The sequence below is a fragment of the Enterobacter sp. BNK-16 genome (assembly GCF_048684955.1).
GTDB classification, from domain to species: Bacteria; Pseudomonadota; Gammaproteobacteria; order Enterobacterales; family Enterobacteriaceae; genus Enterobacter; species Enterobacter bugandensis.
Map to the genome: position 1 here is coordinate 2,461,901 of NZ_JBLQTQ010000001.1, position 26,919 is coordinate 2,488,819.

25 protein-coding genes are annotated in these 26,919 nt (G+C 56.2%); 11 read left to right on the forward strand and 14 right to left on the reverse strand.

Translation table 11 applies throughout. The features are described 5' to 3' along the window. Positions 1–180: 180 nt before the first annotated feature. Both chiP and chiQ read left to right on the forward strand, forming a co-directional pair. Entirely contained in the window at positions 181–1,578 is a 1,398-nt protein-coding gene (chiP, locus tag ACMGGH_RS11765) for a chitoporin ChiP (RefSeq protein WP_028012359.1), read from the forward strand. Between the two features lie 47 nt (positions 1,579–1,625). After that, positions 1,626–1,952 carry a ChiQ/YbfN family lipoprotein gene (gene chiQ / locus ACMGGH_RS11770; RefSeq protein WP_028012360.1) on the forward strand — a complete coding sequence of 109 codons (327 nt, stop codon included), beginning with the start codon at positions 1,626–1,628 and terminating at the stop codon, positions 1,950–1,952. A 92-nt stretch (positions 1,953–2,044) separates the two neighbouring features. On the opposite strand, the gene fur is transcribed toward chiQ, so the two are convergent. The 4 genes from fur to ybfF all read right to left on the reverse strand — a co-directional run bounded on the left by fur (position 2,045) and on the right by ybfF (position 4,655). After that, positions 2,045–2,491 (reverse strand): ferric iron uptake transcriptional regulator, encoded by a 447-nt coding sequence (gene fur / locus ACMGGH_RS11775; protein ID WP_028012361.1) that lies wholly within the window; start codon positions 2,489–2,491, stop codon positions 2,045–2,047. 288 nt (positions 2,492–2,779) lie between these two features. Further along, positions 2,780–3,310, reverse strand: coding sequence for a flavodoxin FldA (fldA, locus tag ACMGGH_RS11780; RefSeq protein WP_008501067.1), 531 nt, complete (start codon positions 3,308–3,310; stop codon positions 2,780–2,782). Between the two features lie 155 nt (positions 3,311–3,465). Further along, positions 3,466–3,753 carry a LexA regulated protein gene (ybfE, locus tag ACMGGH_RS11785; protein ID WP_014883017.1) on the reverse strand — a complete coding sequence of 96 codons (288 nt, stop codon included), beginning with the start codon at positions 3,751–3,753 and terminating at the stop codon, positions 3,466–3,468. A 128-nt stretch (positions 3,754–3,881) separates the two neighbouring features. Continuing rightward, on the reverse strand, positions 3,882–4,655 hold the full coding sequence (gene ybfF / locus ACMGGH_RS11790; RefSeq protein WP_045630861.1) for an esterase: 774 nt from the start codon (positions 4,653–4,655) through the stop codon (positions 3,882–3,884). A 183-nt stretch (positions 4,656–4,838) separates the two neighbouring features. Here ybfF and seqA point away from each other — a divergent pair, with 183 nt between their 5' ends. Beyond that, positions 4,839–5,387 (forward strand): replication initiation negative regulator SeqA, encoded by a 549-nt coding sequence (gene seqA / locus ACMGGH_RS11795; protein WP_028012363.1) that lies wholly within the window; start codon positions 4,839–4,841, stop codon positions 5,385–5,387. Positions 5,388–5,411: 24 nt separating this feature from the next. Further along, a complete protein-coding gene (pgm, locus tag ACMGGH_RS11800; RefSeq protein ID WP_028012364.1) occupies positions 5,412–7,052 on the forward strand; it encodes a phosphoglucomutase (alpha-D-glucose-1,6-bisphosphate-dependent) in 1,641 nt (546 codons plus the stop codon). Positions 7,053–7,142: 90 nt separating this feature from the next. On the opposite strand, the gene potE is transcribed toward pgm, so the two are convergent. The 9 genes from potE to kdpF form a co-directional block, all read right to left on the reverse strand. Then, positions 7,143–8,456 carry a putrescine-ornithine antiporter gene (gene potE, locus ACMGGH_RS11805; RefSeq protein WP_045630860.1) on the reverse strand — a complete coding sequence of 438 codons (1,314 nt, stop codon included), beginning with the start codon at positions 8,454–8,456 and terminating at the stop codon, positions 7,143–7,145. Continuing rightward, positions 8,453–10,651 (reverse strand): ornithine decarboxylase SpeF, encoded by a 2,199-nt coding sequence (speF, locus tag ACMGGH_RS11810; RefSeq protein ID WP_248223117.1) that lies wholly within the window; start codon positions 10,649–10,651, stop codon positions 8,453–8,455. Before speF ends, potE begins: the two co-directional genes overlap by 4 nt. Positions 10,652–10,904: 253 nt before the next feature. Next, positions 10,905–11,009 (reverse strand): leader peptide SpeFL, encoded by a 105-nt coding sequence (gene speFL, locus ACMGGH_RS11815; RefSeq protein WP_003858645.1) that lies wholly within the window; start codon positions 11,007–11,009, stop codon positions 10,905–10,907. A 278-nt stretch (positions 11,010–11,287) separates the two neighbouring features. Continuing rightward, the gene (kdpE, locus tag ACMGGH_RS11820; protein ID WP_008501074.1) at positions 11,288–11,965 is read right to left on the reverse strand and encodes a two-component system response regulator KdpE; all 678 of its coding nucleotides are present in this window, start codon (positions 11,963–11,965) and stop codon (positions 11,288–11,290) included. After that, entirely contained in the window at positions 11,962–14,649 is a 2,688-nt protein-coding gene (gene kdpD / locus ACMGGH_RS11825; RefSeq protein WP_232947982.1) for a two-component system sensor histidine kinase KdpD, read from the reverse strand. The genes kdpE and kdpD overlap by 4 nt, the downstream gene beginning before the upstream one ends. Next, on the reverse strand, positions 14,650–15,225 hold the full coding sequence (kdpC, locus tag ACMGGH_RS11830; RefSeq protein WP_028012369.1) for a potassium-transporting ATPase subunit KdpC: 576 nt from the start codon (positions 15,223–15,225) through the stop codon (positions 14,650–14,652). 12 nt (positions 15,226–15,237) lie between these two features. Continuing rightward, positions 15,238–17,286, reverse strand: a complete 2,049-nt coding sequence (gene kdpB, locus ACMGGH_RS11835) for a potassium-transporting ATPase subunit KdpB (RefSeq protein WP_028012370.1) — start codon at positions 17,284–17,286, stop codon at positions 15,238–15,240. An 18-nt stretch (positions 17,287–17,304) separates the two neighbouring features. Then, on the reverse strand, positions 17,305–18,984 hold the full coding sequence (gene kdpA, locus ACMGGH_RS11840; RefSeq protein ID WP_232947983.1) for a potassium-transporting ATPase subunit KdpA: 1,680 nt from the start codon (positions 18,982–18,984) through the stop codon (positions 17,305–17,307). Then, a complete protein-coding gene (gene kdpF, locus ACMGGH_RS11845) occupies positions 18,984–19,073 on the reverse strand; it encodes a K(+)-transporting ATPase subunit F (RefSeq protein ID WP_014069365.1) in 90 nt (29 codons plus the stop codon). The genes kdpA and kdpF overlap by 1 nt, the downstream gene beginning before the upstream one ends. A 309-nt stretch (positions 19,074–19,382) precedes the next feature. On the opposite strand from kdpF, the gene ACMGGH_RS11850 reads away from it, so the two are divergent. From ACMGGH_RS11850 to nei, 7 genes are all read left to right on the forward strand, one after another. Beyond that, entirely contained in the window at positions 19,383–19,589 is a 207-nt protein-coding gene (locus tag ACMGGH_RS11850) for a YbfA family protein (RefSeq protein WP_014069366.1), read from the forward strand. Between the two features lie 599 nt (positions 19,590–20,188). Next, entirely contained in the window at positions 20,189–21,601 is a 1,413-nt protein-coding gene (gene phrB / locus ACMGGH_RS11855) for a deoxyribodipyrimidine photo-lyase (RefSeq protein WP_232947984.1), read from the forward strand. A 10-nt stretch (positions 21,602–21,611) separates the two neighbouring features. Next, complete coding sequence (locus ACMGGH_RS11860) at positions 21,612–22,355, forward strand: type 2 GTP cyclohydrolase I (RefSeq protein WP_028012373.1); 744 nt, start codon at positions 21,612–21,614, stop codon at positions 22,353–22,355. A 14-nt stretch (positions 22,356–22,369) separates the two neighbouring features. After that, positions 22,370–23,026 carry a 5-oxoprolinase subunit PxpB gene (gene pxpB, locus ACMGGH_RS11865; RefSeq protein ID WP_232947985.1) on the forward strand — a complete coding sequence of 219 codons (657 nt, stop codon included), beginning with the start codon at positions 22,370–22,372 and terminating at the stop codon, positions 23,024–23,026. Further along, a complete protein-coding gene (gene pxpC, locus ACMGGH_RS11870; RefSeq protein WP_232947986.1) occupies positions 23,020–23,952 on the forward strand; it encodes a 5-oxoprolinase subunit PxpC in 933 nt (310 codons plus the stop codon). The genes pxpB and pxpC overlap by 7 nt, the downstream gene beginning before the upstream one ends. Further along, positions 23,939–24,679, forward strand: a complete 741-nt coding sequence (gene pxpA / locus ACMGGH_RS11875; protein ID WP_232947987.1) for a 5-oxoprolinase subunit PxpA — start codon at positions 23,939–23,941, stop codon at positions 24,677–24,679. The genes pxpC and pxpA overlap by 14 nt, the downstream gene beginning before the upstream one ends. 18 nt (positions 24,680–24,697) lie before the next feature. Then, positions 24,698–25,489: an endonuclease VIII gene (nei, locus tag ACMGGH_RS11880; RefSeq protein ID WP_136486351.1), complete on the forward strand. Its 792-nt coding sequence runs from the start codon at positions 24,698–24,700 to the stop codon at positions 25,487–25,489. A 119-nt stretch (positions 25,490–25,608) separates the two neighbouring features. Here the strand turns inward: nei and ACMGGH_RS11885 are convergent, their stop codons facing one another. Then, positions 25,609–26,892: a citrate synthase gene (locus ACMGGH_RS11885; RefSeq protein WP_028012378.1), complete on the reverse strand. Its 1,284-nt coding sequence runs from the start codon at positions 26,890–26,892 to the stop codon at positions 25,609–25,611. Between the last annotated feature and the right edge of the window lie 27 nt (positions 26,893–26,919).

The following is a 26,919-nucleotide window of genomic DNA, read 5'->3' on the forward strand; positions in this document are numbered from 1 at the left end:
ATTATGTGCACTTCGTCATAATCCTGACTTTTGCCCACTGAAAAGCATTGATAATTCGCGTCGCGAAAAATAACCTAAAGACGGTAGTTAATTCGAGGGTATTTATAACTACCCCTGGCCTTTTGGTCTTTTATATTTTCGCCGTTTAAGGCGTTTTAATTCGTCAAAGAGGAATAATCTATGCGTACGTTCAGTGGCAAACGTAGTGCGCTGGCGCTGGCTATTGCCGGTGTGACAGCAATGTCGGGCCTGGTGGTGACACCAGAGGCAAAAGCAGCAGGTTTCATCGAAGATTCTACCCTCACTGGCGGTATTTATTACTGGCAGCGTGAACGTGACCGTAAAGATGTCACAGAAGATAAATACAAAACCAACCTCTCTCACTCTACCTGGAACGCCAACCTGGACTTCCAGTCAGGCTACGCCGCCGATATGTTCGGTCTGGATATTGCCGCGTTTACGGCGATTGAAATGGCTGAAAATGGCGACAGCGGCCACCCGAACGAAATTGCCTTCTCCTCCAGCAATAAAGCCTATGACGAAGACTGGTCAGGGGATAAAAGCGGCATCAGCCTTTATAAGGCCGCAGCGAAATTCAAATACGGCCCGGTATGGGCGCGTGGGGGCTATATTCAGCCAACCGGCCAGACGCTGTTAGCGCCGCACTGGAGCTTTATGCCTGGTACCTATCAGGGGGCAGAAGCCGGGGCTAACTTTGACTACGGTGATGCAGGTGCGTTGAGCTTCTCCTATATGTGGACCAACGAGTACAAAGCGCCGTGGCACATTGAGATGGACAAGTTCTACCAGAACGATAAGAAAACCAAAGTCGATTACCTCCACTCGCTGGGCGCGAAGTACGATTTCAAAAACGATCTGGTTCTGGAAGCCGCATTTGGTCAGGCGGAAGGCTATATCGATCAGTATTTTGCTAAAGCCAGCTACAAATTTGATATCGCCGGTAGTCCGCTGAGCACCAGCTACCAGTTCTACGGTACGCGCGATAAGGTCAGCGATGGCAGCGTAAATGACATTTATAACGGTACCGCGTGGCTGCAGGCGTTAACCTTCGGCTACAAGGTTGGCCAGGTTGATTTGCGCCTGGAAGGGACATGGGTGAAGGCGGAAGGGCAGCAGGGCTACTTCCTGCAGCGTATGACGCCGACCTATGCCTCATCCAACGGTCGTCTGGATATCTGGTGGGATAACCGCTCAGACTTCAACGCCGACGGCGAGAAAGCGGTCTTCTTCGGCGCCATGTATGACCTGAAAAACTGGAACCTGCCGGGCTGGGCGGTGGGCGCTTCTTACGCTTACGCCTGGGATGCAAAACCAGCAGACATGGCGACGCCGGATGCGTACTACGATCCAAACTATCGCCTGAAAGAGTCCTCCTACAGCCTGGATGCTATCTACACCCTGCAGGATGGCCGCGCGAAAGGCACGATGTTCAAGCTGCACTTTACGCAGTATGACAACCACTCCGATATCCCAAGCTATGCGGGCGGTTACGGCAACATCTTCCAGGATGAACGTGACGTCAAATTCATGGTTATCGCCCCATTCACCATCTTCTGATGAGCACACCGGCGGGCTGAGTCCCGCCGGTCTGGAGACTGCATATGATGAAAAAAATCGTAATCGTCGCGCTGATGGCATCAGGGCTGGTGGCGTGTGTTCAGACTCAGGCGCCGAAAGAGGACGCCCGTCTGAAGGAGGCGTATAGCGCCTGTATTAATACCGCGGAAGGATCACCTGAGAAAATTGAAGCCTGCCAGAGCGTGCTAAATGTGCTAAAGAAAGAGAAAGCGCATGAGGCGTTCGCGACGCAGGAGAATGTTCGCGTGATGGATTATCAGGCCTGCATCCAGGCACGTAAAACCGGTAACGATCAGGAAGTGGCGAAGCGTTGCGATAAAATCTGGAACGAGATACGCAATAACAACAAATAAGTTGCTCTACGCCCGGTGGCACTTTGCTGACCGGGCTTTTTTCAGGCAAAAAAAAGCCAACCTTACGGCTGGCTCAGAGTATGAACGCTAACTTATTTTGTGTCGTGAGCGTGTTCATTCTCGCGGCAATCCCCTTCAGCGCAGTGACCGTAAAGGTACAGGCTGTGGTTGGTCAGGCGAATGCCATGACGAGCTGCGATTTCACGCTGACGCGCTTCGATGGAATCATCGCTAAATTCAATGACCTTGCCGCAATCGAGGCAGATCAGGTGATCGTGGTGATGCTGCTGGGTCAGTTCGAATACAGATTTACCGCCTTCGAAATTATGACGGGTAACAATGCCCGCGTCATCAAACTGGTTCAGCACGCGATATACAGTGGCCAGCCCAATCTCTTCACCCATGTCGATAAGACGTTTATAAAGGTCTTCCGCACTGACATGGTGATTGTCTGGACCCTGAAGCACTTCCAGGATTTTTAACCGAGGAAGCGTTACTTTCAGGCCAGCCTTCTTTAATGCGGTATTGTTGTCAGTCATGCGGAATCTGTCCTGTTGCTAAACGATTCACTTCTCTGGGAAGTGACAGAAAATGCACCTGGGATAATGCGTCTCATTATAGAACTGCCATGCCTAAATGAAAACTGCAAGTCTCAGGCAAAGTATGCTTATAAAAACGTGGTATCACCTACAAACTTGCTCAATGGAAACCACATTTTGCCAGGGAGACATTGTACAGGTCTGGGCGAAAAAGTTAAAAGTTTGTAGCAATTAATTTAATCGGTTTTACCTGGAAAAGGGGCGCAACCCGCGTTGCGCCGTAAAAAATCAGGCGTTGAGAATATCGTCCAGATGCAGTTCTTCGCGGATCTGTTTAACCCACTTCTCTACACGCTCTGCGGTCAGTTCTGGCTGACGGTCTTCGTCAATGGCAAGTCCGACAAAATGATCGTCATCGGCCAGGCCTTTAGAGGCTTCGAAGTGGTAACCGGCAGTCGGCCAGTGGCCAACAATAACCGCGCCATTAGGCTCAATGATGTCGCGAATCGTCCCCAGCGCATCACAGAAGTACTCGGCGTAATCTTCCTGATCGCCACAACCGAACAGGGCAACCAGCTTGCCGTTGAAGTCCACCTCTTCCAGCGTCGGGAAGAAATCGTCCCAGTCGCACTGGGCTTCACCATAGTACCAGGTTGGAATACCCAGCAGCAGAATGTCATAGCCCTCGAGATCTTCTTTGCTGCTCTTGGCGATGTCATGCACATCAGCAACGTCTTTACCGAGCTGTTTCTGAATGTTTTTTGCGATATTTTCGGTATTGCCGGTATCACTGCCGAAGAAAATGCCGATGATTGCCATGAGTAAAATAACCTCTTGAAACTTAATGGTATGGTGGCGCAATTCGGCCACGGATAAGGGCAATAATAGCAGAACTGGCAACCCTGCGGAAACCGCTATCGCGCAGGACTGCACTCTGTGCTACATGAAAAGGGCGATAAAAGGGTTTTTCAGACTTATGCCTGGCTGCGCAGCGTCTCAAGTTGGGCGATGAGCATCTCTTCAATAAGCTCGCTGCGGCTGATATTACGCGCCTCTGCCAGCTCGTTAAGTGCATCGACCGCGTCGGCGTTGAGCTTCAGTTCGACACGCTTAAGCCCACGATTTTTATCGCGTTTAAGCTGATTGCGTTTATTGATACGCAGCTGTTCATCGCGCGAAAGCGGATTCGTTTTTGGTCGTCCCGGTCGACGCTCATTCGCGAACAGATCTAGTGTCGTACGGTCCGTTTGTTCTTTGGCCATGATTATGAGACTTCGGGGGAAACACGCCGCCCTGCTAAAGCCCGGGCGATAAGCGCGCCATCATACATCACCAAAAACGGCACGCCAACGACTGGAAGCCCGTCATCTTCCAGTCGCTCTCTTTTTAATCAATTTGCAGTATCAGCGAGATAGCGGCGAATGGCGCGCAGTACAGCATCCGGTTTTTCCGCATGCACCCAGTGTCCGGCACCGGCAATGACGTGGGCGCGCGCCTGCGGGAATTGTGCCAGCAGCGTGTCGCGGTACGCGTCGGTAATATAAGGAGAGTTACCGCCGCGAATAAAGAGGGCAGGGTGCGGCCAGGCGGGAACGGTTTCCCAGCCCACGATGTTGTTGTACTGGTCCCACAGCACCGGCACGTTAAAACGCCACTGCCCGTCAACAAACGACTTCAAAAGGAACTGCACCACGCCTTCTTCATCAAGATGCTCACGCATAACCGCTGCCGCCTGCTGACGAGTGGAAACGCCAGCTTCGGTTACGGCATTGATCGCCGCGAAAATCTCATCGTGACGGCGAACGTCGTAATCCACAGGCGCAACGTCAATCACGACAAGCCCGGAAATTCGCTCTGGCGCCAGCGCTGTGAGCGCCATAACCGCTTTACCGCCCATTGAATGCCCGATGAGGGTCACCTTCTGCAGGTTGTGCGCGTCCAGCGTATCCAGCAGATCCTGCGCCATTGCCGCATAGGTCATCTCGTCTGAGCGACCAGAAAGCCCGTGGTTGCGCATATCGACCTGTAAAATATCGTGATCGGTAACCAAATCGCGGGCCAGCACGCCCAGGTTATCCAGGCTGCCAAAAAGTCCATGAACCAGCACGATGGGGGAATTATTGTTCGGCGATTGTGCAGTTTGCGCTCGGGTATTCAATTTCATGGCAAAGTTCTTTTTTTACGTATGTCAGGTTAGGGTATCATGTTGACCATTCTGCCGCCCGGCTGCAAGGTTCCAGTTTAATCTGACTTTTGCCGCCAACCTGGTTTGACGCTATCCGCTGTTGGGATTTGACCTTATAATCCCAATGACTTGTATTCAGATAAGATATCGCACTGGATTAAGATGAAAACAATCGAAGTTGATGACGAACTCTATCAGTATATTGCCAGCCAGACGCGGCATATCGGGGAGAGCGCGTCCGACATTTTACGGCGCATGCTTAAAATTTCCGCCGCTTCACAGCCTGCCACCCCAGTTACCAAAGATGTCGTGTCTCAGCCGAGCGTTGCTGCACAAGCAAAACCTGCCGTGACGCCGGTAAAAGATAAAGTGCGCGCGATGCGCGAACTGCTGCTCTCCGACGAATATGCGGAGCAGAAAAAGGCGGTTAACCGTTTTATGCTGGTGCTGTCTACACTTTACTCCCTGGATAACAAAGCGTTTGCTGAAGCGACCGAGTCGCTGCACGGCCGTACCCGCGTCTATTTCGCGGGCGACGAGCAGACGCTGCTGCAAAATGGCAATCAAACCAAACCTAAACATGTCCCTGGCACTCCGTACTGGGTGATCACCAATACCAATACGGGCCGCAAGTGCAGCATGATTGAACACATCATGCAGTCCATGCAGTTCCCGGCGGAATTGATTGAAAAGGTTTGCGGTACAATTTAACCCTTGCATCATAAGGACCCGGTAATGGCAAATCACAGCCGTGCAGGCCAACCTGCACAACAAAGCGATTTGATTAACGTCGCTCAGCTGACCGCGCAGTATTACGTGCTGAAACCGGTCGTGGGCAACGCAGAACACGCAGTGAAGTTTGGTACATCTGGTCACCGCGGCAGCGCGGCGCGCCACAGCTTTAACGAACCGCACATTCTGGCCATTGCTCAGGCCATTGCGGAAGAGCGCGCTAAAAACGGCGTTACCGGTCCGTGCTACGTGGGCAAAGATACCCATGCGCTGTCTGAACCGGCGTTTATTTCCGTGCTGGAAGTGCTGGCGGCGAACGGTGTGGACGTGATTGTTCAGGAGAACAATGGGTTTACTCCAACACCGGCGGTATCGAACGCGATCCTTGTGCACAACAAAAAAGGTGGCGCGCAGGCTGACGGTATCGTCATCACGCCATCCCACAACCCGCCGGAAGACGGTGGTATCAAATACAACCCGCCTAACGGCGGCCCGGCTGACACTAACGTCACCAAAGTGGTGGAAGATCGTGCAAACGCGCTGCTGGCCGACGGCCTGAAAGGCGTTAAACGTATTTCTCTTGATGAGGCGATGGCCTCCGGCCACGTGAAAGAGCAAGATCTGGTTCAGCCGTTTGTGGAAGGGCTGGCGGATATCGTCGATATGGCGGCGATTCAGAAAGCTGGCCTGAAGCTGGGCGTGGATCCGCTGGGCGGCTCCGGTATTGAGTACTGGAAGCGCATCGCCGAGCACTACAAGCTGGATCTGACCATCGTGAACGATCACGTCGATCAGACCTTCCGCTTTATGCACCTGGATAAAGACGGCGCGATCCGTATGGACTGCTCCTCCGAATGCGCGATGGCGGGCCTGCTGGCGCTGCGCGATAAATTCGACCTGGCGTTTGCTAACGACCCGGACTATGACCGTCACGGCATCGTCACCCCTGCCGGGCTGATGAACCCGAACCACTATCTGGCTGTTGCGATCAACTACCTGTTCCAGCACCGTCCGCAGTGGGGCAAAGAGGTGGCTGTCGGTAAAACGCTGGTCTCTTCTGCGATGATCGACCGCGTGGTGGACGCGCTGGGCCGCAAGCTGGTGGAAGTGCCGGTAGGCTTCAAGTGGTTCGTTGACGGTCTGCACGACGGCAGCTTTGGCTTCGGCGGCGAAGAGAGCGCAGGCGCGTCCTTCCTGCGTTTCGACGGCACCCCGTGGTCAACCGATAAAGACGGCATCATCATGTGCCTGCTGGCGGCGGAGATTACCGCGGTCACCGGTAAAAACCCGCAGGAACATTACAACGAGCTGGCTGCACGCTTTGGTGCACCAAGCTATAACCGTATTCAGGCTGGCGCGACCTCTGCCCAGAAAGCGGCTCTGTCCAAACTCTCTCCGGAGATGGTCAGCGCAAGCACCCTGGCAGGCGATCCGATCACCGCGCGTCTGACGGCGGCACCGGGTAACGGTGCGTCTATCGGCGGCCTGAAAGTGATGACCGAAAATGGCTGGTTCGCCGCGCGTCCGTCCGGTACGGAAGATGCGTACAAGATCTATTGCGAAAGCTTCCTCGGCGCTGAGCATCGCCAGCAGATTGAGAAAGAAGCGGTAGAGATTGTCAGCGAAGTGCTGAAAAACGCATAAGTGCGGTTTGTAGGCCGGGCGCCACTGCGTTTGCCCAGCCTACAACAGCGATCGTAGGCCCGGTAAGCGTTAGCGCCACCGGGCTTTTTTTTAGCTGTGTTTGTTCTTCAATTCAAATCTCGGCGACACCAGACCGTACAGCGTCCAGCCCATGAAGGTCACTATCGCCCCGTACAGCATCGCCTCCTGTCCGGACGAGTAGAGCGCATAGAAGCTGTATATCGCCCCAACCAGCGCCACGATATTCGCTACTCGCGCTTTGTGCGGATCCACCTTCGCCACCTTCTGAATGATCGCCAGCGCCGCCATCGACAGAATATACGGGATGATGTTCGTCACCACCGCCAGGTTGACCAGCACGTTGAACTGGCTGTTCAGCGACGGGCTGATGGTCATTAGCGATAATCCGCTCTGGAAGATGACAATTGCCAGCATACCCTGCACCGGCGCATCGGCTTTGGTCACGCGTGAGAAGATTTTCGGGAAATAGCCTTCATCTGCCGAAGATTTAAAAACCTGTGCAATGGTGAACTGCCAGCCAAGCAGCGATCCGCAGCAGGACATCACCATCAACCCCATGATCACTTTCCCGACTTCCGGGGTGAACATCTGCGCAAAGGCCAGTCCGAACGGTGCCGTGGAGTTAGCCAGATCCATGTTTGGCACGATCCCCGCTATCACGTTGGTTGAAACGATATAGATCACCGCCGCGCCCAGCGTCCCGCCGAGAACCGCAATCGGCACGTTCTTCTCCGGGTTTTCCACCACTTCCGCATTTGCGCAGGCGGATTCCAGGCCCAGGAAAGCCCAGAGCGTCATGGCGATAGACGAGCCCACGGCGGTGAAGAACGGCACATGGTGCGGGTTCCAGGAGTTGGCGTACAGCGTCGGGCTAAACCAGAACCAGCCGATGATGCACAGACCGACCACCGGGATGATCACGCCCCAGACGGTGATGCTGCTGAGTTGTCCGGTGATGCGCGCGCCGCCAAAGTTAGCGACGGTACAGATCCACAGCACGCCGATGGTCGCCAGCCCAATTTGCACCGGGCTGAGCGTCGCGCCAAACAGCTCCGTACCGTAGCCCACGGCGGAGATGGCAATCGCCACGTTGGCGATCAGCAGCGATACCCCATAGGTATAGTTCGCCATAAAGTTGCCGGACTTGCCGAAGGCGTACTCGGCATATCCGCCCATGCCGCCTGACTTGCGGCTGAACATCCCGCACTTGGCAAACGCCCACGCCAGCGCCATCGATCCGACAGCCGTCACCAGCCAGGAGATGATAGAGATGGTCCCCACCTCGGCAAGCTTGGTGGGCAGCATAATAATCCCGGAGCCCATCATGTTAACCATGGTGAGGATAGTCAGCTGCACCACGCCCATCTTATTGGACTTGCTCATAATTTTTCTCCTTTCAGCAGCGATGGCTGAGCAGCGGATTGTTTGATGACGTAGCAGCGAACCTGTTTGCGACCGTCACACTCCTCGACGTACACGCCCTGCAGCTCCGGTGCGAAGCCCGGCAGCAGGTTGATGCTTTCTTCCAGCGCGGCAAAGTAGCGCAGCACGGAACCGCCCCAGACTTCCCCTGGAACCACGCACAGTACCCCCGGTGGGTAAGGAAGAGCGCCTTCGGCGGCGATGCGGCCTTCCGCGTCGCGCAGGGAGACCAGCTCCACTTCTCCGCGCAGGTAGGCGTAGTTCGCGTCCTGCGGGTTCATCATCACCCGCGGGAAGTGAGACTTGCGGAACATCTCTTTTTGCAGCTGCTTCACGTTGTGACGGGCGTACAGGTCGTGCATTTCCTGGCAGATCTGGCGCAGAGTGTAATCCGCGTAACGTTCCGGATGCTGTTTGTAGAGGGAGGGCAGGACGTCTTTCAGCGGCACATCGCTCTCAAGCAGTTTTTCAAAGCGCACCAGCTGGGCGACCAGCTGCTGCAGCTTGCCCATGTCCTCCGCAGGGGTGAGCAGGAACAGGATCGAGTTGAGATCGCATTTTTCCGGCACGATGCCGTTTTCACGCAGGAAGTTGGCGAGAATGGTGGCGGGCACGCCGAAGTCGTCATACTCCCCGGTGCGGGCGTTAATGCCCGGCGTGGTCAGCAGCAGCTTGCACGGGTCGATAAAATACTGATGCTCAGCGTAGCCTTCAAAAGCGTGCCAGCGTTCACCCGGTACGAAATGGAAGAAGCGCAGATCGGTTGCAATCTCTGCTGTGTCCCAGCTTTCCCACGCGCGGCCATCCACCGTCTCGGGCACAAATGGACGAATAAATCGGCAGTTCTCCAGGATCAGCTTGCGCGCCTCAATGCCCGTCACCACGCAGTCCATCCACATGTTGCGGCCGCTTTGCCCCTCATGCATGCGGGCGTTAATGTCCAGCGCGGCAAACAGCGGATAAAACGGGCTGGTGGAGGCATGCATCATAAAGGCATTGTTGAGCCGCTTATGTGGGACATAGCGCTGCTGGCCTTTGATGTGGCTGTCCTTCTTGTGAATTTGCGAGGTCTGCGAGAAGCCAGCCTGCTGTTTATGCACGGACTGGGTGACCAGAATCCCCGGATCGTTTTCGTTCAGCTCCAGCAGCAGCGGCGAGCAGTCGGCCATCATCGGAATAAACTGCTCGTAACCCACCCAGGCCGAGTCAAACAGGATGTAGTCGCACATGTGCCCAATCTTATCCACCACCTGACGGGCGTTGTAGATGGTGCCATCGTAGGTGCCCAGCTGGATCACCGCCAGGCGGAACGGACGCGCATCGCGTGCACGGCCAGGCGCCACCTCTGCCACCTGTTCACGCAGGTAGCTCTCCTCAAAGCAGTGCGCGTCAATGCCGCCGATAAAGCCGTACGGGTTGCGCGCGGTTTCCAGATAGACCGGCGTTGCGCCAGCCTGGAGGAGGGCACCGTGATGGTTAGATTTGTGGTTGTTACGGTCGAACAGCACCAGGTCGCCCGGAGTGAGCAGGGCGTTCAACACCACTTTGTTGGACGACGAGGTGCCATTCAGCACGAAGTAGGTCTTATCGGCGTTAAATACTTTTGCCGCATGCTGCTGGGCAATGCACGGCGCGCCCTCATGGATCAGCAGATCCCCCATCGCCACGTCGGCGTTGCACAGATCGGAGCGGAATAACGTCTCGCCAAAGAAATCGACAAACTGATTGCCGGCAGGATGACGGCGGAAAAACTGCCCGCCCTGATGCCCCGGGCAGTCAAACGCGCTGTTGCCCTGCTTCACGTAGTCGACAAGGGCGCGGAAAAACGGCGGGCGCAGCTGGGTTTCATACTTCTGCGCGGCCGCTTCCAGTTGGCGTCCATAAAAGTCTTTGCTGGTGTCTGAATGCTCAAATACGCCGTGAATGCGCGATAAATAATCTGCCGGGATGATCTCTTCTTTGTGCGTCGCGACAAATACGGGAATGCCAAAACCGGTAGCTTCTATTTCTTCCAGGATACCGCTGGCAATATCCGTGACCGCCAGAACAATGGCGGCAACATCAATATAATCAGAAGCGCGGACATCCACCACTTCACGCTGGGTTGTAAAGCAGTCCGGACATGCACGGCTGGCTGCGATTTTTAAATTTTTCATCTTTCTCTCTTTATTTTAGGTAATAAGCGTCCCTCGATTTCTTGCAAGAAAGAAATCGATAATTTTCCGGAAAAAAAGCAAAGGGTAGCCGCTGATTAAAATCAGTGAATTGCTTTTTTGATGATTGAAATTCAGTCCGCCCGGTGCGGATGAGTCTGAATCAAGATGAATGAGCGCACGAGTTCACAGGCAATTGCCTGTAAGTTAAAGTTTTTCAGATAACCTGTAAGCGAGTGCGCCAGAAGTCGAAGGACTACCGGGCATTAAAGAGATGAAAGTCAAAGCAGTTTCGGTGGGCAAACATCATAATATGCGTTGTCCGCCTTATATGGGGCATTAAGCGATTGTTGTTTTCCATGTTTCATTTTCCTTTCAGTAATTGAAAGCATGGTCATTTTATCCAGGCAAAGGCGATTAACCGTGAAGCAGATCACCATTAACCGATCATTTCAGAAATAATTAGTCGTTTTTGATGAATAATGCAGATCAAAATTCTGAATTGTTAGTATCACGTTAATAGATTGTGTTGTGAATGTTTGATATGAGCGTAAATAATCAAAAAAATAACGGTTGGGATATTTGTGAAATATTTTCTGAGAGGTTTCGTTTTTATTTAAAAATAAATTGAATAGTTATTCAAAGCATAAACCGATAACCGATACCGGTTTCAGTTAATAAATGACGGGGGCGCGCGGGGTCAACTTCAAGTTTCTGGCGAAGATGTCCCATATATATGCGTAAATAGTGACTATGCTCCACCGCGTTGGGTCCCCACACCTGACTTAACAGCTGGCGCTGGGTGAGTACTTTACCGTGATTATTAAGCAGCACGGCAAGCAGGCGAAACTCGATTGGCGTGAGATGGATTTCTTCTTCACCGCGCACAATACGCCGCGCGGCCAGATCAACCCGGATATCCCCAAACGTGTAGGTTGGGTCAGCAGGCGTGGTTGCGCTGTGGCGGCGCAGGGCCACGCGCAGGCGGGCCTGTAGCTCGCCGATACCAAAAGGTTTTATCAGATAGTCGTCCGCCCCGGCATCCAGCGCGGCGATTTTATCCGTCTCTTCAGTACGGGCGGAGAGCACCAGAATCGGCATCTGGCTCCACTGACGTACCTCGCGGATAAAATCGATGCCGTCACCGTCCGGCAGGCCAAGATCGAGGATTACCAGGTCCGGCTTGCGGGTCGCGGCTTCAATTAGCCCCCGCTGAAGCGTACCCGCATCATGAACGCGCAGACCATCGCCTTCCAGCGCTGCGCGCAGAAACCGGCTAATGGCGATCTCATCTTCAACAATCAGAACGTTGATCACAAATCCTCTGGTAATTCATTCAGTTCCGGCGGGGTTTCCAGAGGAAGTGTAACACAAAAACGCGCGCCGCCTTCCGGACGATTCTCCGCGAAAATGGTTCCGCCATGAACATCAATTATTGCCTGACAAATCGCCAGCCCCAGCCCCACGCCCGGGATGGCAGACTCTTTATTGCCGCGTGCGAATTTTTCGAAAATAGCCATCTCCTGTCCGGCAGGAATGCCCGGCCCGGTATCCCAGACGTCAAGACGAAGCGTGTCGTCGTCCACCGTCGCATCCACCCCAATCCGGGCGCTGGCACCCGCATATTTGCCGGCGTTTTCCAGCAGGTTAATCAACACTCGTTCAAACAGCGGACCGTCAACGTGAATTAACGTCAGGGGCTCGGGCATGTTCAGCGTAATATGCCGCCCACCGAGGCCGGGTTCGAGCATTTTCAGCGCGCTGCCCACCACCTCTTCAAGCGTGAGCCACTCTTTTTTGAGGTTAAAACCGCCTGACTGGATCCGCGCCATATCGAGCAGGTTATTCACCAGACGCGTGGTATTGAGCACGTGCTGACGGATTTCGCTGGCCTGCATGGCGTGTTTTGAACCTTCCGCTGCCAGGTCCAGCGTCAGGATTTCCGACTGGCCAAACAGGGCGGTAAGAGGTGTGCGCAGGTCGTGAGACAGCGCCGCCAGCAGCGAGTTACGAATGCTTTCGCGCTCGCTTGCCAGCCGGGCCTGCTCTTCGCTGGCGGTGAGGGCCAGCCGTTCCAGCGCGCTGGCAACCAGCAGCGTAAAGGTCTCCAGCAGTCGCTGTTGTTCGGGGATCATCAGCTGGCGCAGATTGGAGGGCTCCACGATAACCAGCCCCAGGTTTTTATCGGCGCTGCGCAGGGGCAGAATTTGATAGGGCACGCCGGGCAGGGTGTCGGTCCCTGCACCCGCCGGTAGCCCTTTATCAAAGCTCCAGCGGGCAATGGCTTCGTCCCAGGGCGTCATGCCCGAGGCCGACGTCAGCGGGCGCAGCTTACCGTGATCGTCCGGGAGTAAAATCAGGTTGCTGGCATGAAAGGTCGAGCGAATAAACTGCTCGCTGGTCTGCACAATATCCAGCGGCGTGCGGCCTACCGCCAGCGATTTCGACATCTCATAAAGATGCCGCGTGCGCTGTTCGCGATAGCGGGCGATACGCGCCTGGTAGCGCACGCCAGCCGTTAAGTTCCCGATCACCAGCCCGACGGTGAGCATCACGGCGAAGGTGAGGATGTACTGTACGTCCGAGACGGCGAGCGTCCCGCGGGGGGCAATAAAGAACAGATCGAAGCTGATGACGTTAATAACCGTCGCCAGTACTGACGGCCAGCGTCCGTAAAAGAGCGCCACCACTACCACGCCCAGGAGATAGATCATCACCAGGTTGGCCGCGTCGAAGGCAATCAGCCATTTGCTGGCGATTATAGTGATCAGGGCGCAGAGCACGACGGCGACAAGACAGCCACGGAGCTGAATGCGCCATTTATCGCTGAAGGCCCGGCTGTCCGGCGCGCGGCTGGGGAGGGGAGCAGGTTTATCATCCAGCGCCACGATCACCAGGTCCAGATCCGGCGCGCGGCGGGCCAGCTTGTCGGCAAAGGATTCGCGGCTAAACCAGCGGCGATGCTGGCGGCGGCCAATGACAATTTTCCCCAGGTTATGCTCGCGCGCGTAGCGCAGAATGGCTTTATCTTCCTGCGGATCGGAAAGGGTAGCGGTTTCGGCACCCAGCTCCTGCGCCAGGCGCAGCGAGCTCAGGATCGCGCGGCGCTGGTTTTCGGGCAGAGCGTGCAGCTGCGGCGTTTCGACATACACTGCATGCCAGACGCTGCCAAACTTGGCCGCCAGGCGCGCAGCGGTGCGGACCAGCTTTTCATTGCCGCTGCCGTGGCCCACGCACAGCAGAATAGCATCCCGCGTGTGCCAGACGCGCTCCTGCCCTTGCAGGTCGCGCCAGGCGCGCATCTGATCGTCAACGCGATCGGCAGTACGCCGCAGGGCCAGCTCGCGCAGGGCAATCAGGTTACCTTTGCGGAAGAAATGTTCGATGGCGCGCTCGGCCTGGCCGGCAATATAAACCTTGCCTTCGTGCAGGCGCTGGCGCAAATCGTCAGGAGGCAGGTCAACCAGCACCACCTCATCGGCAGAATCAAAGAACGGGTCGGGCACCGTCTCGCGCACCTGAATGCCGGTCACGCCGCTGACTACGTCGTTCAGGCTTTCAAGATGCTGAACGTTAACCGTTGTGAACACATCAATGCCGGCCTCGAGCAGCTCTTCAACATCCTGCCAGCGTTTGGGATGGCGTGAGCCTGGCGCATTGCTGTGCGCCAGTTCGTCCATCAGGATAAGGGCGGGACGGCGGGCGAGGGCGGCATCAATATCAAACTCCGTAACTAAACGACCACGATGGCTGATGCGGCGGGGCGGCTGGGTAGCCAGCCCCTTCAGCAGCGACGCCGTCTCTTTGCGTCCGTGGGTTTCAACCACGCCGATCAGAATATCGAGCCCCTGCGCCCGAAGCCGCTGGGCTTCTGTCAGCATGGCGAAGGTTTTCCCGACGCCCGCGCAGGCGCCAAAGAAAATTTTCAGTTTGCCGCGATGGGCTTCAGCCGTCTGTTCAAGCAGCCTGTCCGGATCCGGGCGCATGGGCTCGTCGGTCATTTAGTTTTTCCTTAGCGCGTCCAGCGCCAGATTCAGCTCAACAATATTTACCACGGGCATGCCGATGAAGCTGACCAGCGGCTTTTGCGTGTGCTCTGCCACCAGCTTGCTCACCTGTTCGACGGTCAACTGACGGGCGGCGGCGACGCGCGGGATCTGCCAGGCCACCGCTGCCGGCGTCAGGCTGTAGTCCAGCCCGCTGGCCGAGGCGGTCACAAGCTCTACGGGCACCTCGCGGCTGGCCTGAGGATTGGCGGCACGCAGGGTTGCCACGCGTTCAGCGACGGCTTTGTCCAGCTCCGGGTTGCTGCCCGCCAGGTTACTGCCGCCGGATGCCATCGGATTATACGGGCTTTCGGCAGTGGCGGAAGGGCGTCCCTGGAAGTAGCGAGCATCCGTAAAGTTCTGACCAATCAGCCGTGAACCGCGGTTTTCGCCGTTTTGTATAATCAGCGAGCCGTTGGCCTGATCCTTAAACCACCACTGGCTCAGCGCGGTGGTTACCAGCGGGTACAGCCCGCCGGTAATGAGAGACAGCAGAATAAACAAAAGTATAGCGGGGCGTAACATCGTCATTTGATTCACCTTTTAAACCAGCCCGAACAGGGTCAACAGCAGGTCGATAGCCTTGATACCGATGAAAGGCACCACCAGCCCGCCCAGGCCGTAAATCCACAGGTTGCGGCGCAGCATGGCGGCGGCGGTCAGCGGCTTATAGCTCACGCCCTTCAGCGCCAGCGGAATAAGAAAGACAATGATCAGGGCGTTGAAAATCACCGCGCTCAGAATGGCCGATGCCGGAGAGTGCAGGTGCATCACGTTCAGCGCATTGAGCTGCGGATAGGTGGCCGCAAAGGCCGCCGGGATAATGGCGAAATACTTCGCCACGTCGTTAGCGATACTGAAGGTGGTCAGCGAACCGCGCGTCATCAGCATCTGTTTGCCGATGTGCACTACCTCAATTAGCTTGGTCGGGTTAGAGTCGAGGTCGACCATGTTGCCCGCCTCTTTTGCCGCCTGGGTACCGGAGTTCATCGCCACCGCCACGTCGGCCTGCGCCAGGGCAGGGGCATCGTTGGTACCGTCGCCCGTCATCGCCACCAGACGACCTTCCGCCTGATACTGACGAATCAACGCCAGTTTCGCTTCCGGCGTGGCTTCGGAAAGGAAATCATCCACGCCCGCTTCGGCGGCAATCGCCGCGGCGGTAAGACGGTTATCCCCGGTGATCATCACCGTTTTAATGCCCATTTTACGCAGCTGGGCAAAGCGCTCTTTAATGCCGCCTTTGACGATATCTTTCAGGGCAATTACGCCCAGCACGTTCGCGCCTTCTGCCACCACCAGCGGCGTGGCCCCCTGACGGGCTACGCTTTCGACCAGGTTGTCCACTTCAGGCGGGAAGTGGCCATTGTTGGCCTCAATGTGGCGACGGATGGCGTCAACAGAGCCTTTACGGATCATGCGATCCTGAATGTTAATCCCGCTCATTCGGGTTTGCGCCGTAAACGGCACGAAGGTGGCATGCAGGCTCTGAACGTCGCGCTGGCGCAGGTTAAAGCGCTGCTTGGCGAGAACAACAATGCTTCGGCCTTCCGGGGTTTCATCGGCAAGCGAGGAGAGTTGTGCCGCATCCGCCAGCGTTTTTTCATCCACGCCCGGGGCGGGTAAGAATTCGGACGCCTGGCGGTTACCGAGGGTAATGGTCCCGGTTTTATCCAGCAGCAAGACATCCACGTCACCGGCGGCTTCAACCGCACGTCCGCTGGTGGCGATGACGTTAGCACCGAGCATACGGCTCATGCCGGCCACGCCGATGGCCGACAGCAGGCCGCCGATGGTGGTAGGGATCAGGCAGACCAGCAGCGCCACCAGTACGGTGATGGTGACCGGAGTGCCGCCATAGGCGGAAAATGGCCACAGCGTCGCGGTTGCCAGCAGGAAGACGATGGTCAAGGCTATCAGCAGGATGGTCAGGGCAATTTCGTTCGGTGTTTTACGGCGTTGAGCGCCTTCCACCATGGCGATCATCCGGTCGAGGAAGGTTTCGCCCGGGTTGACGCTGCACTGGATCACCAGCCAGTCGGAAAGAATGCGCGTCCCACCCGTTACGGAGGCAAAATCACCGCCGGATTCACGGATCACAGGTGCGGATTCCCCGGTAATGGCGCTTTCATCTACCGATGCGCCACCTTCAATGACTTCTCCGTCGCACGGGATGATGTCGCCAGCTTCCACCAGCACCACATCACCTTTACGTAGTTCATCCGCCGGAACGTGGTCCATCTGCGCGCCGTATTTCGGTTCACGTAATTTCCGCGCAAACGCCGTTTTTTTCACCCCTTTCAGGCTGTTGGCCTGCGCTTTACTCCGGCCTTCCGCCAGCGCTTCGGCAAAGTTGGCGAATAGCACGGTAAACCACAGCCACAGGCTGATGGCCCCAGTGAACATCGCGTTTCCCGGCATGTGACCCGTCCCCATGGCAATCGCCAGTGCGGTGGTCAGGACGCTGCCGGCCCAGACGATAAACATCACCGGGTTGTGCCATTGCACGCGCGGGCTCAGCTTTTTGACCGCATCCATAAGCGCCTGACGAACTAACGTCGGTTCGAGCAGGGCCAGTTGTTTACGACTCATGACAAATACTCCGCAAAATCAGCGTAAAGAGAGAGTTTCCGCGACCGGGCCTAACGCGAGGGCGGGGATAAAGGTCAGGGCGCCGACCAGCAACACGGTGCCCGTCAGCAGGCCGATAAACAGCGCGCCGTGGGTCGGTAACGTCCCGGTGGTGGTCGGTTGGATTTTTTTATTTACCAGCGATCCGGCAATCGCCATAACCGGCACAATGATCCCGAAGCGGCCCACGAACATGCAGAACGCCAGCAGACAGTTCCAGAACGGAGAGTTGGCGCTTAAGCCTGCAAAGGCGCTACCGTTGTTGTTGGCGGCCGAGGAGACGGCATACAGCACTTCGCTAAAGCCGTGAATGCCCGGGTTAAAGATGCCGCTGCGTCCTGCTTCGGTCATCAGGGCCAGCGCGGTGCCGAGCAGCACAAGCGCCGGGGTGACCAGAATCGCCAGTGCGGTTAATTTCATCTCGCGAACGTCGATTTTTTTACCGAGGTATTCCGGGGTGCGGCCAATCATCAGACCGGCAATAAACACCGCCAGCAGCACGAACAGGAGCATGCCGTAAAGACCGGAGCCCACGCCGCCAAACACCACCTCGCCGATCTGCATCAGCCACATCGGGATCATGCCGCCCAGCGCGGTGAAAGAGTCATGCATGGCGTTTACCGCCCCGCACGAGGCTGCTGTGGTGACGACTGCATAAAGGCTACTGGCAAGAATGCCGAAGCGGCTCTCTTTGCCTTCCATATTAATAGTGCTGTTCGCCCCAAGCTGCATGAAATGGGGGTTGCCGCTCCATTCAGCCCACATCACCAGCGCCACGCAGACCACGAAGATCAGCGACATGGTCCAGAGCAGAGTGCGGCCCTGACGGCGATCGTTGACCACATCACCAAAGGCGAAACAGAGCGCGGCGGGGATCAGGAAGATCGCCAGCATCTGCACAAAATTGGTCAGGGCGGTAGGGTTTTCAAACGGATGCGACGAGTTGGCGTTGAAGAAGCCGCCGCCGTTGGTGCCGAGCATCTTGATGGCTTCCTGCGACGCCACTGGCCCCATCGGCAGGATCTGTTTTGCTCCTTCAAGCGAAGTATACGGGGCGTAAGGCTGCAGGTTTTGCAGGGTGCCCTGCTGAATAAAGAACAGCGCGATGAGCAGCGCAATCGGCAGCAGGATCCACAGCGTAATGCGCGTCAGATCCACCCAGGCGTTACCCAGGGTACCGATTTTCTGACGTGCAAACGCGCGCGTCAGCGCGAAAATTACCGCGATACCGCTGGCGGCAGAGAGGAAATTCTGCACGGTTAATCCAGCCATCTGGCTGAAATAGCTCAGCGTGGTTTCACCGGCATAGGACTGCCAGTTGGTGTTAGTGACAAAACTGACCGCCGTGTTCAGCGCAAGATGCCAGGACAGGCCCGGTAACTGTTGCGGATTCAGCGGCAGGATGCCCTGCAGCATCAGCATGGCAAAAAGCGCAATGAGTCCAACGATATTCAGCAGCAGAATGGCGATCAGATATTCACGCCAGTTCATCTCCCGATCGACTATCCCCAGTACGCGCCAGATCCCTTTTTCAACGCTTCCCGTGCCGGGCAGGGGGACGTTGTTGATCAATCGCGCCAGTCCCGAGCCCAGTGGTCTTGCCAAAACGAACAATACCACTAAGAAGCTGGCAATAAGCAAAAACGCCTGAGCAGCCATCAGAATGCCTCCGCGTTAATCAGGGCATAGACCAGATAACCCAATAACAGGAACACCAGCACGATGCCGGCAATAAGACCTGCACTCACAATCCACCTCCGGGTGACTTTTGTTGTTGTGCTAACGGTAGGATTTATGGCGCAAAGATTTCGCAAAAATCAGAAGGGTGGGTGTAAAAAAAGTATAAAAATGGCAAAGCCCACAATTTAACTATTGATAAGTAAATTGTTAACTTTTTTGTAACTTAATTACGGCGTGAATGTAAATATTCAATAAATGGATAAAAATAAGTGGTCGGATGAGTAGTAAAATTACACGCAAAGCGATATTATTTTATCCAGGTCACAGATTTCACATTTTCCGGAGAAGGTTTCCGGCCAACTACAGGGGAGAAAAATATGGATCTTTATAAAGAGTATCCGGCTCATATCGTGTTCATGCGTCGCACTTTCGCCGTAGTGGCTGGCGTGCTGGCCCTGCCGGTGATGTTGTTCTGGAAAGATCGCGCGCGTTTTTATAGCTATCTGCACCGCGTCTGGGCGAAAACCAGCGAGAAGCCGGTGTGGATGGATCAGGCAGAGAAAGCGACCTGCGATTTCTATTGATACAACGCTGACGCGTAGCCATAAAAAAAACCGCCAATAGCAATATGGCGGTTTTTTTGTCCCTCGGGATTCGCGGTCCGTTGGGTGGTCTTGCAGCCCCTACCCGGGATTTTTATCATACCCTTCTGTAAGAAGATGGCAATCCCTCGAAGCCTTTATAAATTCCTAATTTTATTGGTGTATCTTACCTTTGCAGCGGATAGTAATTATGATGCTGCGTCCCTTTCCGCCATCTCGCAAATGGGCATCGGTCCTGGGAAAGGTGTATTTTCAGCCGTAAAGCAGCCCGCCTACCCGGGCTTGTGTCCACCGATTTATCACCGGTGGTGAACGGTGGAGCGGTTAGCAGCAGGGACCGCATAGTGAAACGCTATATATGCATCGCGTTCATTGTCGCCAGCGTACTCGTTGTAAAAAGTGATGAACCTAATGCGTTTGTCGCTTTAACCACGATAGCGCAGGACAAGTAGCGTTAAGGCCGCCCCGGGCGGCCTTTTTTATTTCATCCCGTCTACACTTCATGGCAAAGTAGTTCTATGCATGCTTTTTCCTTGTACGGCATGCCCTTATGGACATAATGGACAATAGCCTGGAGTTTTATGCCCACCCATCTGGTTTGGTTTCGCGCGGATTTGCGCGTACATGACAACATCGCTCTCGCGGCAGCCTGCCGCTCTGATGACGCCAGCGTACTGGCGCTATTTATCGCCACGCCTGAGCAGTGGCAGCAGCATGATATGGCTCCGCGGCAGGCGGCTTACCTCAAATCACACCTGAACGAACTGCAGCACGCGCTTGCCGAGAAAGGCATTCCGCTGATCTACAAAGAGGTCAGCGATTTTACCGCGCAGCTTCATATGCTGCAGGAGATATGCCAGCAGAACGGCGTCACGCATCTTTTTTATAACTACCAGTACGAACTGAACGAACAGCAGCGGGACCGCCAGCTGGAGAAAATGCTGGGAGAGGTGGTATGTGAGGGATTTGATGACAGCGTGATGCTGGCACCGGGCAGCGTTATGACCGGCGGTCACGAAATGTATAAAGTGTTTACGCCGTTTAAAAATGCTTTTGTTAAGCGCCTGAGAGAGGCTCTGCCGGAGTGCGTACCCGCGCCCGCCGCCAGAGGAGAGGCTATAACCGATCTCCCCGAATTAACGTTCAACTATCCCCAACGGGCATTTGATGAACTTCTGTTCCCTGCCAGTGAGAAGGCCGCTATTGCGAAGCTGCGCCAGTTTTGCAAGCAGGGCGCTGGAGAATACGACGCGCGCAGGGATTTCCCGGCAATTGAAGGGACAAGCCGATTATCGGCCTGCCTGGCGCTGGGCGTGCTCTCTCCTCGCCAGTGTTTGCATCGTCTTCTGGCCGAACAGCCGCAGGCGCTGGACGGTGGTGCGGGCTCGGTGTGGCTGAACGAACTTATCTGGCGTGAATTCTACCGCCATCTGATGACGTACCATCCCAATCTCTGTAAGCATCGTCCGTTCATTCCGTGGACCGATGGCGTAAAATGGCAGCACGATGAGGCACTTTTACAGGCCTGGCAAAAAGGGGAGACGGGCTATCCGATTGTGGACGCCGCTATGCGCCAGCTAAATGAAACCGGGTGGATGCACAATCGTCTGCGAATGATTACCGCGAGCTTCCTGGTGAAAGATCTGCTTATCGACTGGCGAATCGGAGAGCGCTATTTTATTTCTCAGCTGATCGATGGCGATCTGGCTGCGAATAACGGTGGCTGGCAGTGGGCGGCCTCTACCGGCACCGATGCGGCTCCCTATTTCAGGATTTTTAATCCGACCACTCAGGGGCAAAAATTTGATGCCAACGGCGACTTTATTCGCCGCTGGTTGCCCGCGCTCAGGAACGTTCCTGAAAAAGCGATCCATGACCCGTGGGCATGGGCGGATAAACAGGGCGTAAAGCTCGATTATCCCCGCCCGATTGTCGACCATAAACAGGCGCGCGTCGCCACGCTGGCGGCGTACGAAGCCGCCCGAAAAGTTTGAGAGAATGATGATGAAAAACAGTGAACTGGAACGCCTGATTAACGAAAAACTTAATACCGCCTCCTTTAGCGACTATGGCCCGAATGGCCTGCAGGTCGAAGGGCGCGAAACGGTGCAGAAAATCATCACCGGCGTGACGGCAAGCCAGGCGCTGCTGGATGAGGCGGTGCGTCAGGAAGCCGACGCGGTGATTGTCCATCACGGTTACTTCTGGAAAAACGAATCGCCGATTATCCGCGGCATGAAGCGCAACCGCCTCAAAACGCTGCTGTCGAATGATATCAACCTGTACGGTTACCATCTGCCGCTGGATGCGCATCCTGAACTGGGAAATAACGTCCAGCTGGCGCAGCTGTTAGGGATTACCGTGATGGGTGAAATCGAGCCGCTGGTGCCGTGGGGCGAACTGTCGATGCCGGTACCGGGGCTGGAGCTGGCCTCGTGGATCGAAGCGCGGCTGGGGCGTCGTCCGCTGTGGTGCGGAGATACCGGGCCGGATACCGTGAAGCGCGTGGCGTGGTGTACCGGCGGCGGCCAGGGCTTTATCGACAGCGCCGCGCGCTTTGGTGTTGATGCGTTTATTACCGGCGAAGTCTCCGAACAGACGGTTCACTCTGCCCGCGAGCAGGGGCTGCATTTTTACGCGGCAGGCCATCATGCCACCGAGCGCGGCGGTATTCGCGCCCTCAGCGAGTGGCTGACGGAAAATACCGATCTGGATGTGACGTTTATTGATATCCCTAATCCGGCCTGATGAGAGGTAGTTAAGTGCAGCGAGCGCGTTGTTATCTTCTGGGTGAAACCGCGGTAGTTCTGGAGCTTGAGCCTCCGGTGACGCTTGCCACGCAAAAGCGTATCTGGCGCCTGGCACAGCGGCTGCCCGAGCTACCCGGCGTGGTTGAAGCTATTCCGGGTATGAATAATATCACCGTGGTGCTGCGCGATCCGCACACCGGGGCGCTGGATGCCATTGAGCGTCTGCAGCGCTGGTGGGAAGAGAGCGAGGCGCTGGAGCCAGAATCGCGGACGATTGAGATCCCGGTTGTCTATGGCGGCAAAGGTGGCCCTGACCTTGGCGTGGTGGCCGAACACTGTGGATTAACAGTAAAGCAGGTTGTGGAGCTGCACAGCTCGGTGGATTACGTCGTCTGGTTTCTGGGTTTTCAGCCGGGCTTTCCGTATCTGGGCGGATTATCTCCCCGGCTGCATACCCCGCGTCGGGCTGAGCCGCGCCTGAGCGTTCCCGCAGGAACGGTGGCGATTGGCGGTGAACAAACCGGAGTTTATCCGCTTACTTCACCGGGCGGCTGGCAGCTTATCGGGCACACCTCTATGCCACTATTTAAACCGGGGCAGGAGGCACCGATCCTTCTGCGTCCGGGTGATACCCTGCGCTTTACCCCGCAGAAGGAGGGGGTATGTTAACGCTTATTCGCGCGGGGCTTTATACCTCCGTTCAGGATGCCGGACGCTTTGGCATGCGCCAGTCCGGCGTGAGCTACTGCGGTGCGCTCGATCGTCCTTCGCTGGAGATTGCCAACCTGCTGGTAGGCAACGCGGGCAGCACGGCGGCGTTAGAAATTACGCTGGGTCAGTGCGTTATTGAATTTGGTGAGGAGACCTGGTTCGCCTTAACCGGCGCGGGCTGTGACGCGACGCTGGACGGCAAAGCGGTGTGGACCGGCTGGCGATTGCGGGCGAAAGCCGGGCAGCGTCTGACGCTTAAGCGTCCTCTGCACGGCGTGCGCAGCTATCTTGCCGTGGCGGGGGGCATCGACGTGCCGGAGGTGTTGGGGTCGTCCAGCACCGACCAGAAAGCGGGAATGGGCGGCCATGAGGGACGGCTGCTGCGCGACGGCGATCGTATTGCGATTAAGCCATCAGCGCGCCATTTCACCACCACGCAGGGCGTGAAGCAGCTGCTGTGGGGGAACGTGATCCGCGCCTTGCCGGGACCGGAATATCAGGAGTTTGATGAAGCCTCAAAAGAGTCTTTCTGGCGTTCGCCGTGGAAAATCAGCCCGCAGAGTAACCGTATGGGTTACCGGCTTCAGGGGCAGCCGCTGACCCGCACGACTGACCGGGAGCTGCTTTCCCACGGGCTGCTGACAGGGGTGATTCAGGTGCCGGGCAACGGGCAGCCCATCGTACTGATGAACGACGCGCAAACTACCGGCGGCTATCCGCGTATTGCCTGCATTATTGAAGCGGATCGCTACCATCTGGCTCAAATCCCTCTCGGTCAGCCGATTCATTTTGTGCAGTGTACGCTGGAGGAGGCGCTAAAGGCCCGGCAGGATCGGCAGCGCTATCTCGAACAGCTGGCGTGGAGGCTTGATGGTAAAGATTGATTTAAACGCCGATCTGGGGGAAGGCAGCAGCGTCGATGCGGAACTGATGACCCTGGTCTCCTCGGTCAATATCGCCTGCGGTTTTCACGCGGGCGATGCGCAAACCATGCTGGAGAGCGTGCGTAATGCCATTAAAAACGGCGTGGCGATTGGCGCTCACCCGAGCTTCCCGGACCGGGAGAACTTTGGCCGTACGGCGATGGATCTGCCCCCTGAGACGGTCTACGCTCAGGTGCTCTACCAAATCGGCGCGCTGGAGGCGATAGCGCGCGCTGAGCATGGCGTGCTGCGTCACGTCAAACCGCACGGCATGCTCTATAACCAGGCAGCGAAAGACCCGGCGCTGGCGGAGGCGATTGCCCGCGCGGTGCGGGACTGCAATCCGCAGCTGATTCTGATTGGCCTGGCGGGTAGCGAGCTTATTCGTGCCGGAGAACGGCTGGGGCTGACGACGCGGCAGGAAGTCTTTGCCGATCGGGGATACATGCCGGACGGCAGCCTGGTGCCGCGCACGCAGGCCGGTGCGCTGATCACTGACGAAAATAAAGCGCTGGCGCAGACGCTGGCGATGGTGCGCTTCGGGCGGGTGACCGCCGTGGATGGAACATTCGCAAATGTTCAGGCCGATACGGTGTGTTTACACGGCGACGGGGAGCATGCGCTCCAGTTTGCGCGACGCCTGCGGGCGGCGTTCTCTGAAGAGGGCATTCTCGTCAGCGCAGATTGATTATAAAAGGACAATGACATGCCTGAAGGTCCGGAGATCCGCCGCGCGGCGGATAGCCTGGAGGCGGCGATAAAGGGCAAACCCCTGACCGATGTCTGGTTTGCCTTTCCTCAACTTAAGCCGTTTGAAACAGAGCTGGTGGGACAGACGGTGACCCACATTGAAACGCGCGGCAAAGCGTTGCTCACGCATTTTTCCCATAACCTGACGTTATATAGCCATAACCAGCTCTACGGTGTGTGGCGTGTAGTCGATGCGGACGAGCAGCCGCAAACGACGCGCGTGCTGCGCGTCCGGTTACAAACGGCGGATAAGGCGATCCTGCTCTACAGCGCCTCAGATATCGAAATGTTAACGCCGGAGCAGCTGCTGACGCATCCGTTCTTACAGCGCGTCGGGCCGGACGTGCTGGACATGCGCCTGACGGCGAGCGACGTGAAGGCCCGACTGTTATCGCCCAAATTCCGCAACCGCCAGTTTTCCGGATTGTTGCTCGATCAGGCTTTTCTGGCGGGATTAGGCAACTATCTGCGGGTGGAAATCCTTTGGCAAGTGGGGCTGGCGCCGCAGCGCAAGGCCTCTCAGCTTAGCGATGAAAAGCTGGAGGCGCTGTCGCACGCGCTGCTGGATATTCCGCGGCTGTCGTACAACACGCGCGGCCTGGTGGATGAGAACAAACATCACGGGGCACTGTTCCGCTTTAAGGTATTCCATCGGGCGGGGAAAAAGTGCGAGCGTTGTGGTGGGGTGATTGAGAAGGTTACGATCTCTTCCAGACCGTTTTACTGGTGCCCTCGGTGCCAGATGTAAAAAAGCCGGGTGGCGGAGGTAAAAGCAAAACGGCAACGAAAGTTGCCGTTTTTAATGTTTTCACCCTCTCCCTGTGGGAGAGGGCCGGGGTGAGGGCATCAGGCCGCACCCAACGTTTTTTAGCGCTTCAGGTCAGACTTAAAATCACGCTGCTCGTAGCCGGTGTACAGCTGACGAGGACGGGCGATTTTCATGCCTTCGCTGTGCATTTCGTTCCAGTGCGCAATCCAGCCCACGGTACGCGCCATGGCGAAGATCACGGTGAACATGGAAGACGGAATGCCCATCGCTTTCAGAATAATGCCAGAGTAGAAATCGACGTTCGGGTAGAGTTTCTTCTCGATGAAGTACGGGTCGTTCAGCGCGATGTGTTCCAGCTCCATCGCCACTTCCAGCAGATCGTCTTTGGTGCCCAGCTCTTTCAGCACTTCATGGCAGGTCTCACGCATAACGGTTGCGCGCGGGTCGTAGTTTTTGTAAACACGGTGACCGAAGCCCATCAGGCGGAAGGAGTCATTCTTGTCTTTCGCGCGACGCACGAACTCTGGAATGTGCTCAACGGTGCTGATCTCTTCCAGCATCTTCAGCGCCGCTTCGTTCGCGCCGCCGTGTGCCGGTCCCCACAGGGAGGCGATGCCCGCAGCGATACAGGCGAACGGGTTCGCGCCTGAAGAGCCTGCGGTACGGACGGTAGAGGTAGAGGCGTTCTGCTCGTGGTCAGCGTGCAGGATCAGAATACGGTCCATCGCGCGTTCCAGCACCGGATTTACTTCATACTCTTCGCACGGCGTGGAGAACATCATGCGCAGGAAGTTGCCGGCGTAGGAGAGGTCGTTACGTGGGTACACAAACGGCTGGCCGATGGAGTATTTGTAGCACATCGCCGCCATGGTCGGCATTTTGGACAGCAGGCGGAACGCCGCGATATCACGGTGACGCGGGTTATTCACGTCAAGTGAGTCGTGGTAGAACGCCGCCAGCGCACCGGTAATCCCGCACATCACCGCCATTGGGTGAGAGTCACGACGGAACGCATGGAACAGACGGGTAATCTGCTCATGGATCATGGTGTGACGAGTTACGGTGGTTTTGAATTCATCGTACTGCGCCTGCGTCGGCTTTTCGCCGTTCAGCAGGATGTAGCACACTTCCAGATAGTTGGATTCGGTGGCTAACTGATCGATGGGGAAGCCGCGATGGAGCAGGATACCTTCGTCACCGTCAATGTAGGTGATTTTGGATTCGCAAGATGCGGTAGAGGTAAATCCAGGGTCAAAGGTAAATACTCCTTTGGAACCCAGCGTACGGATATCAATAACATCCTGACCGAGCGTGCCTTTTAGCACATCCAGTTCAATAGCATCATCACCATTTAGGGTGAGTTTTGCCTTTGTATCAGCCATTTACGGTCTCCTTAGCGCCTTATGCTT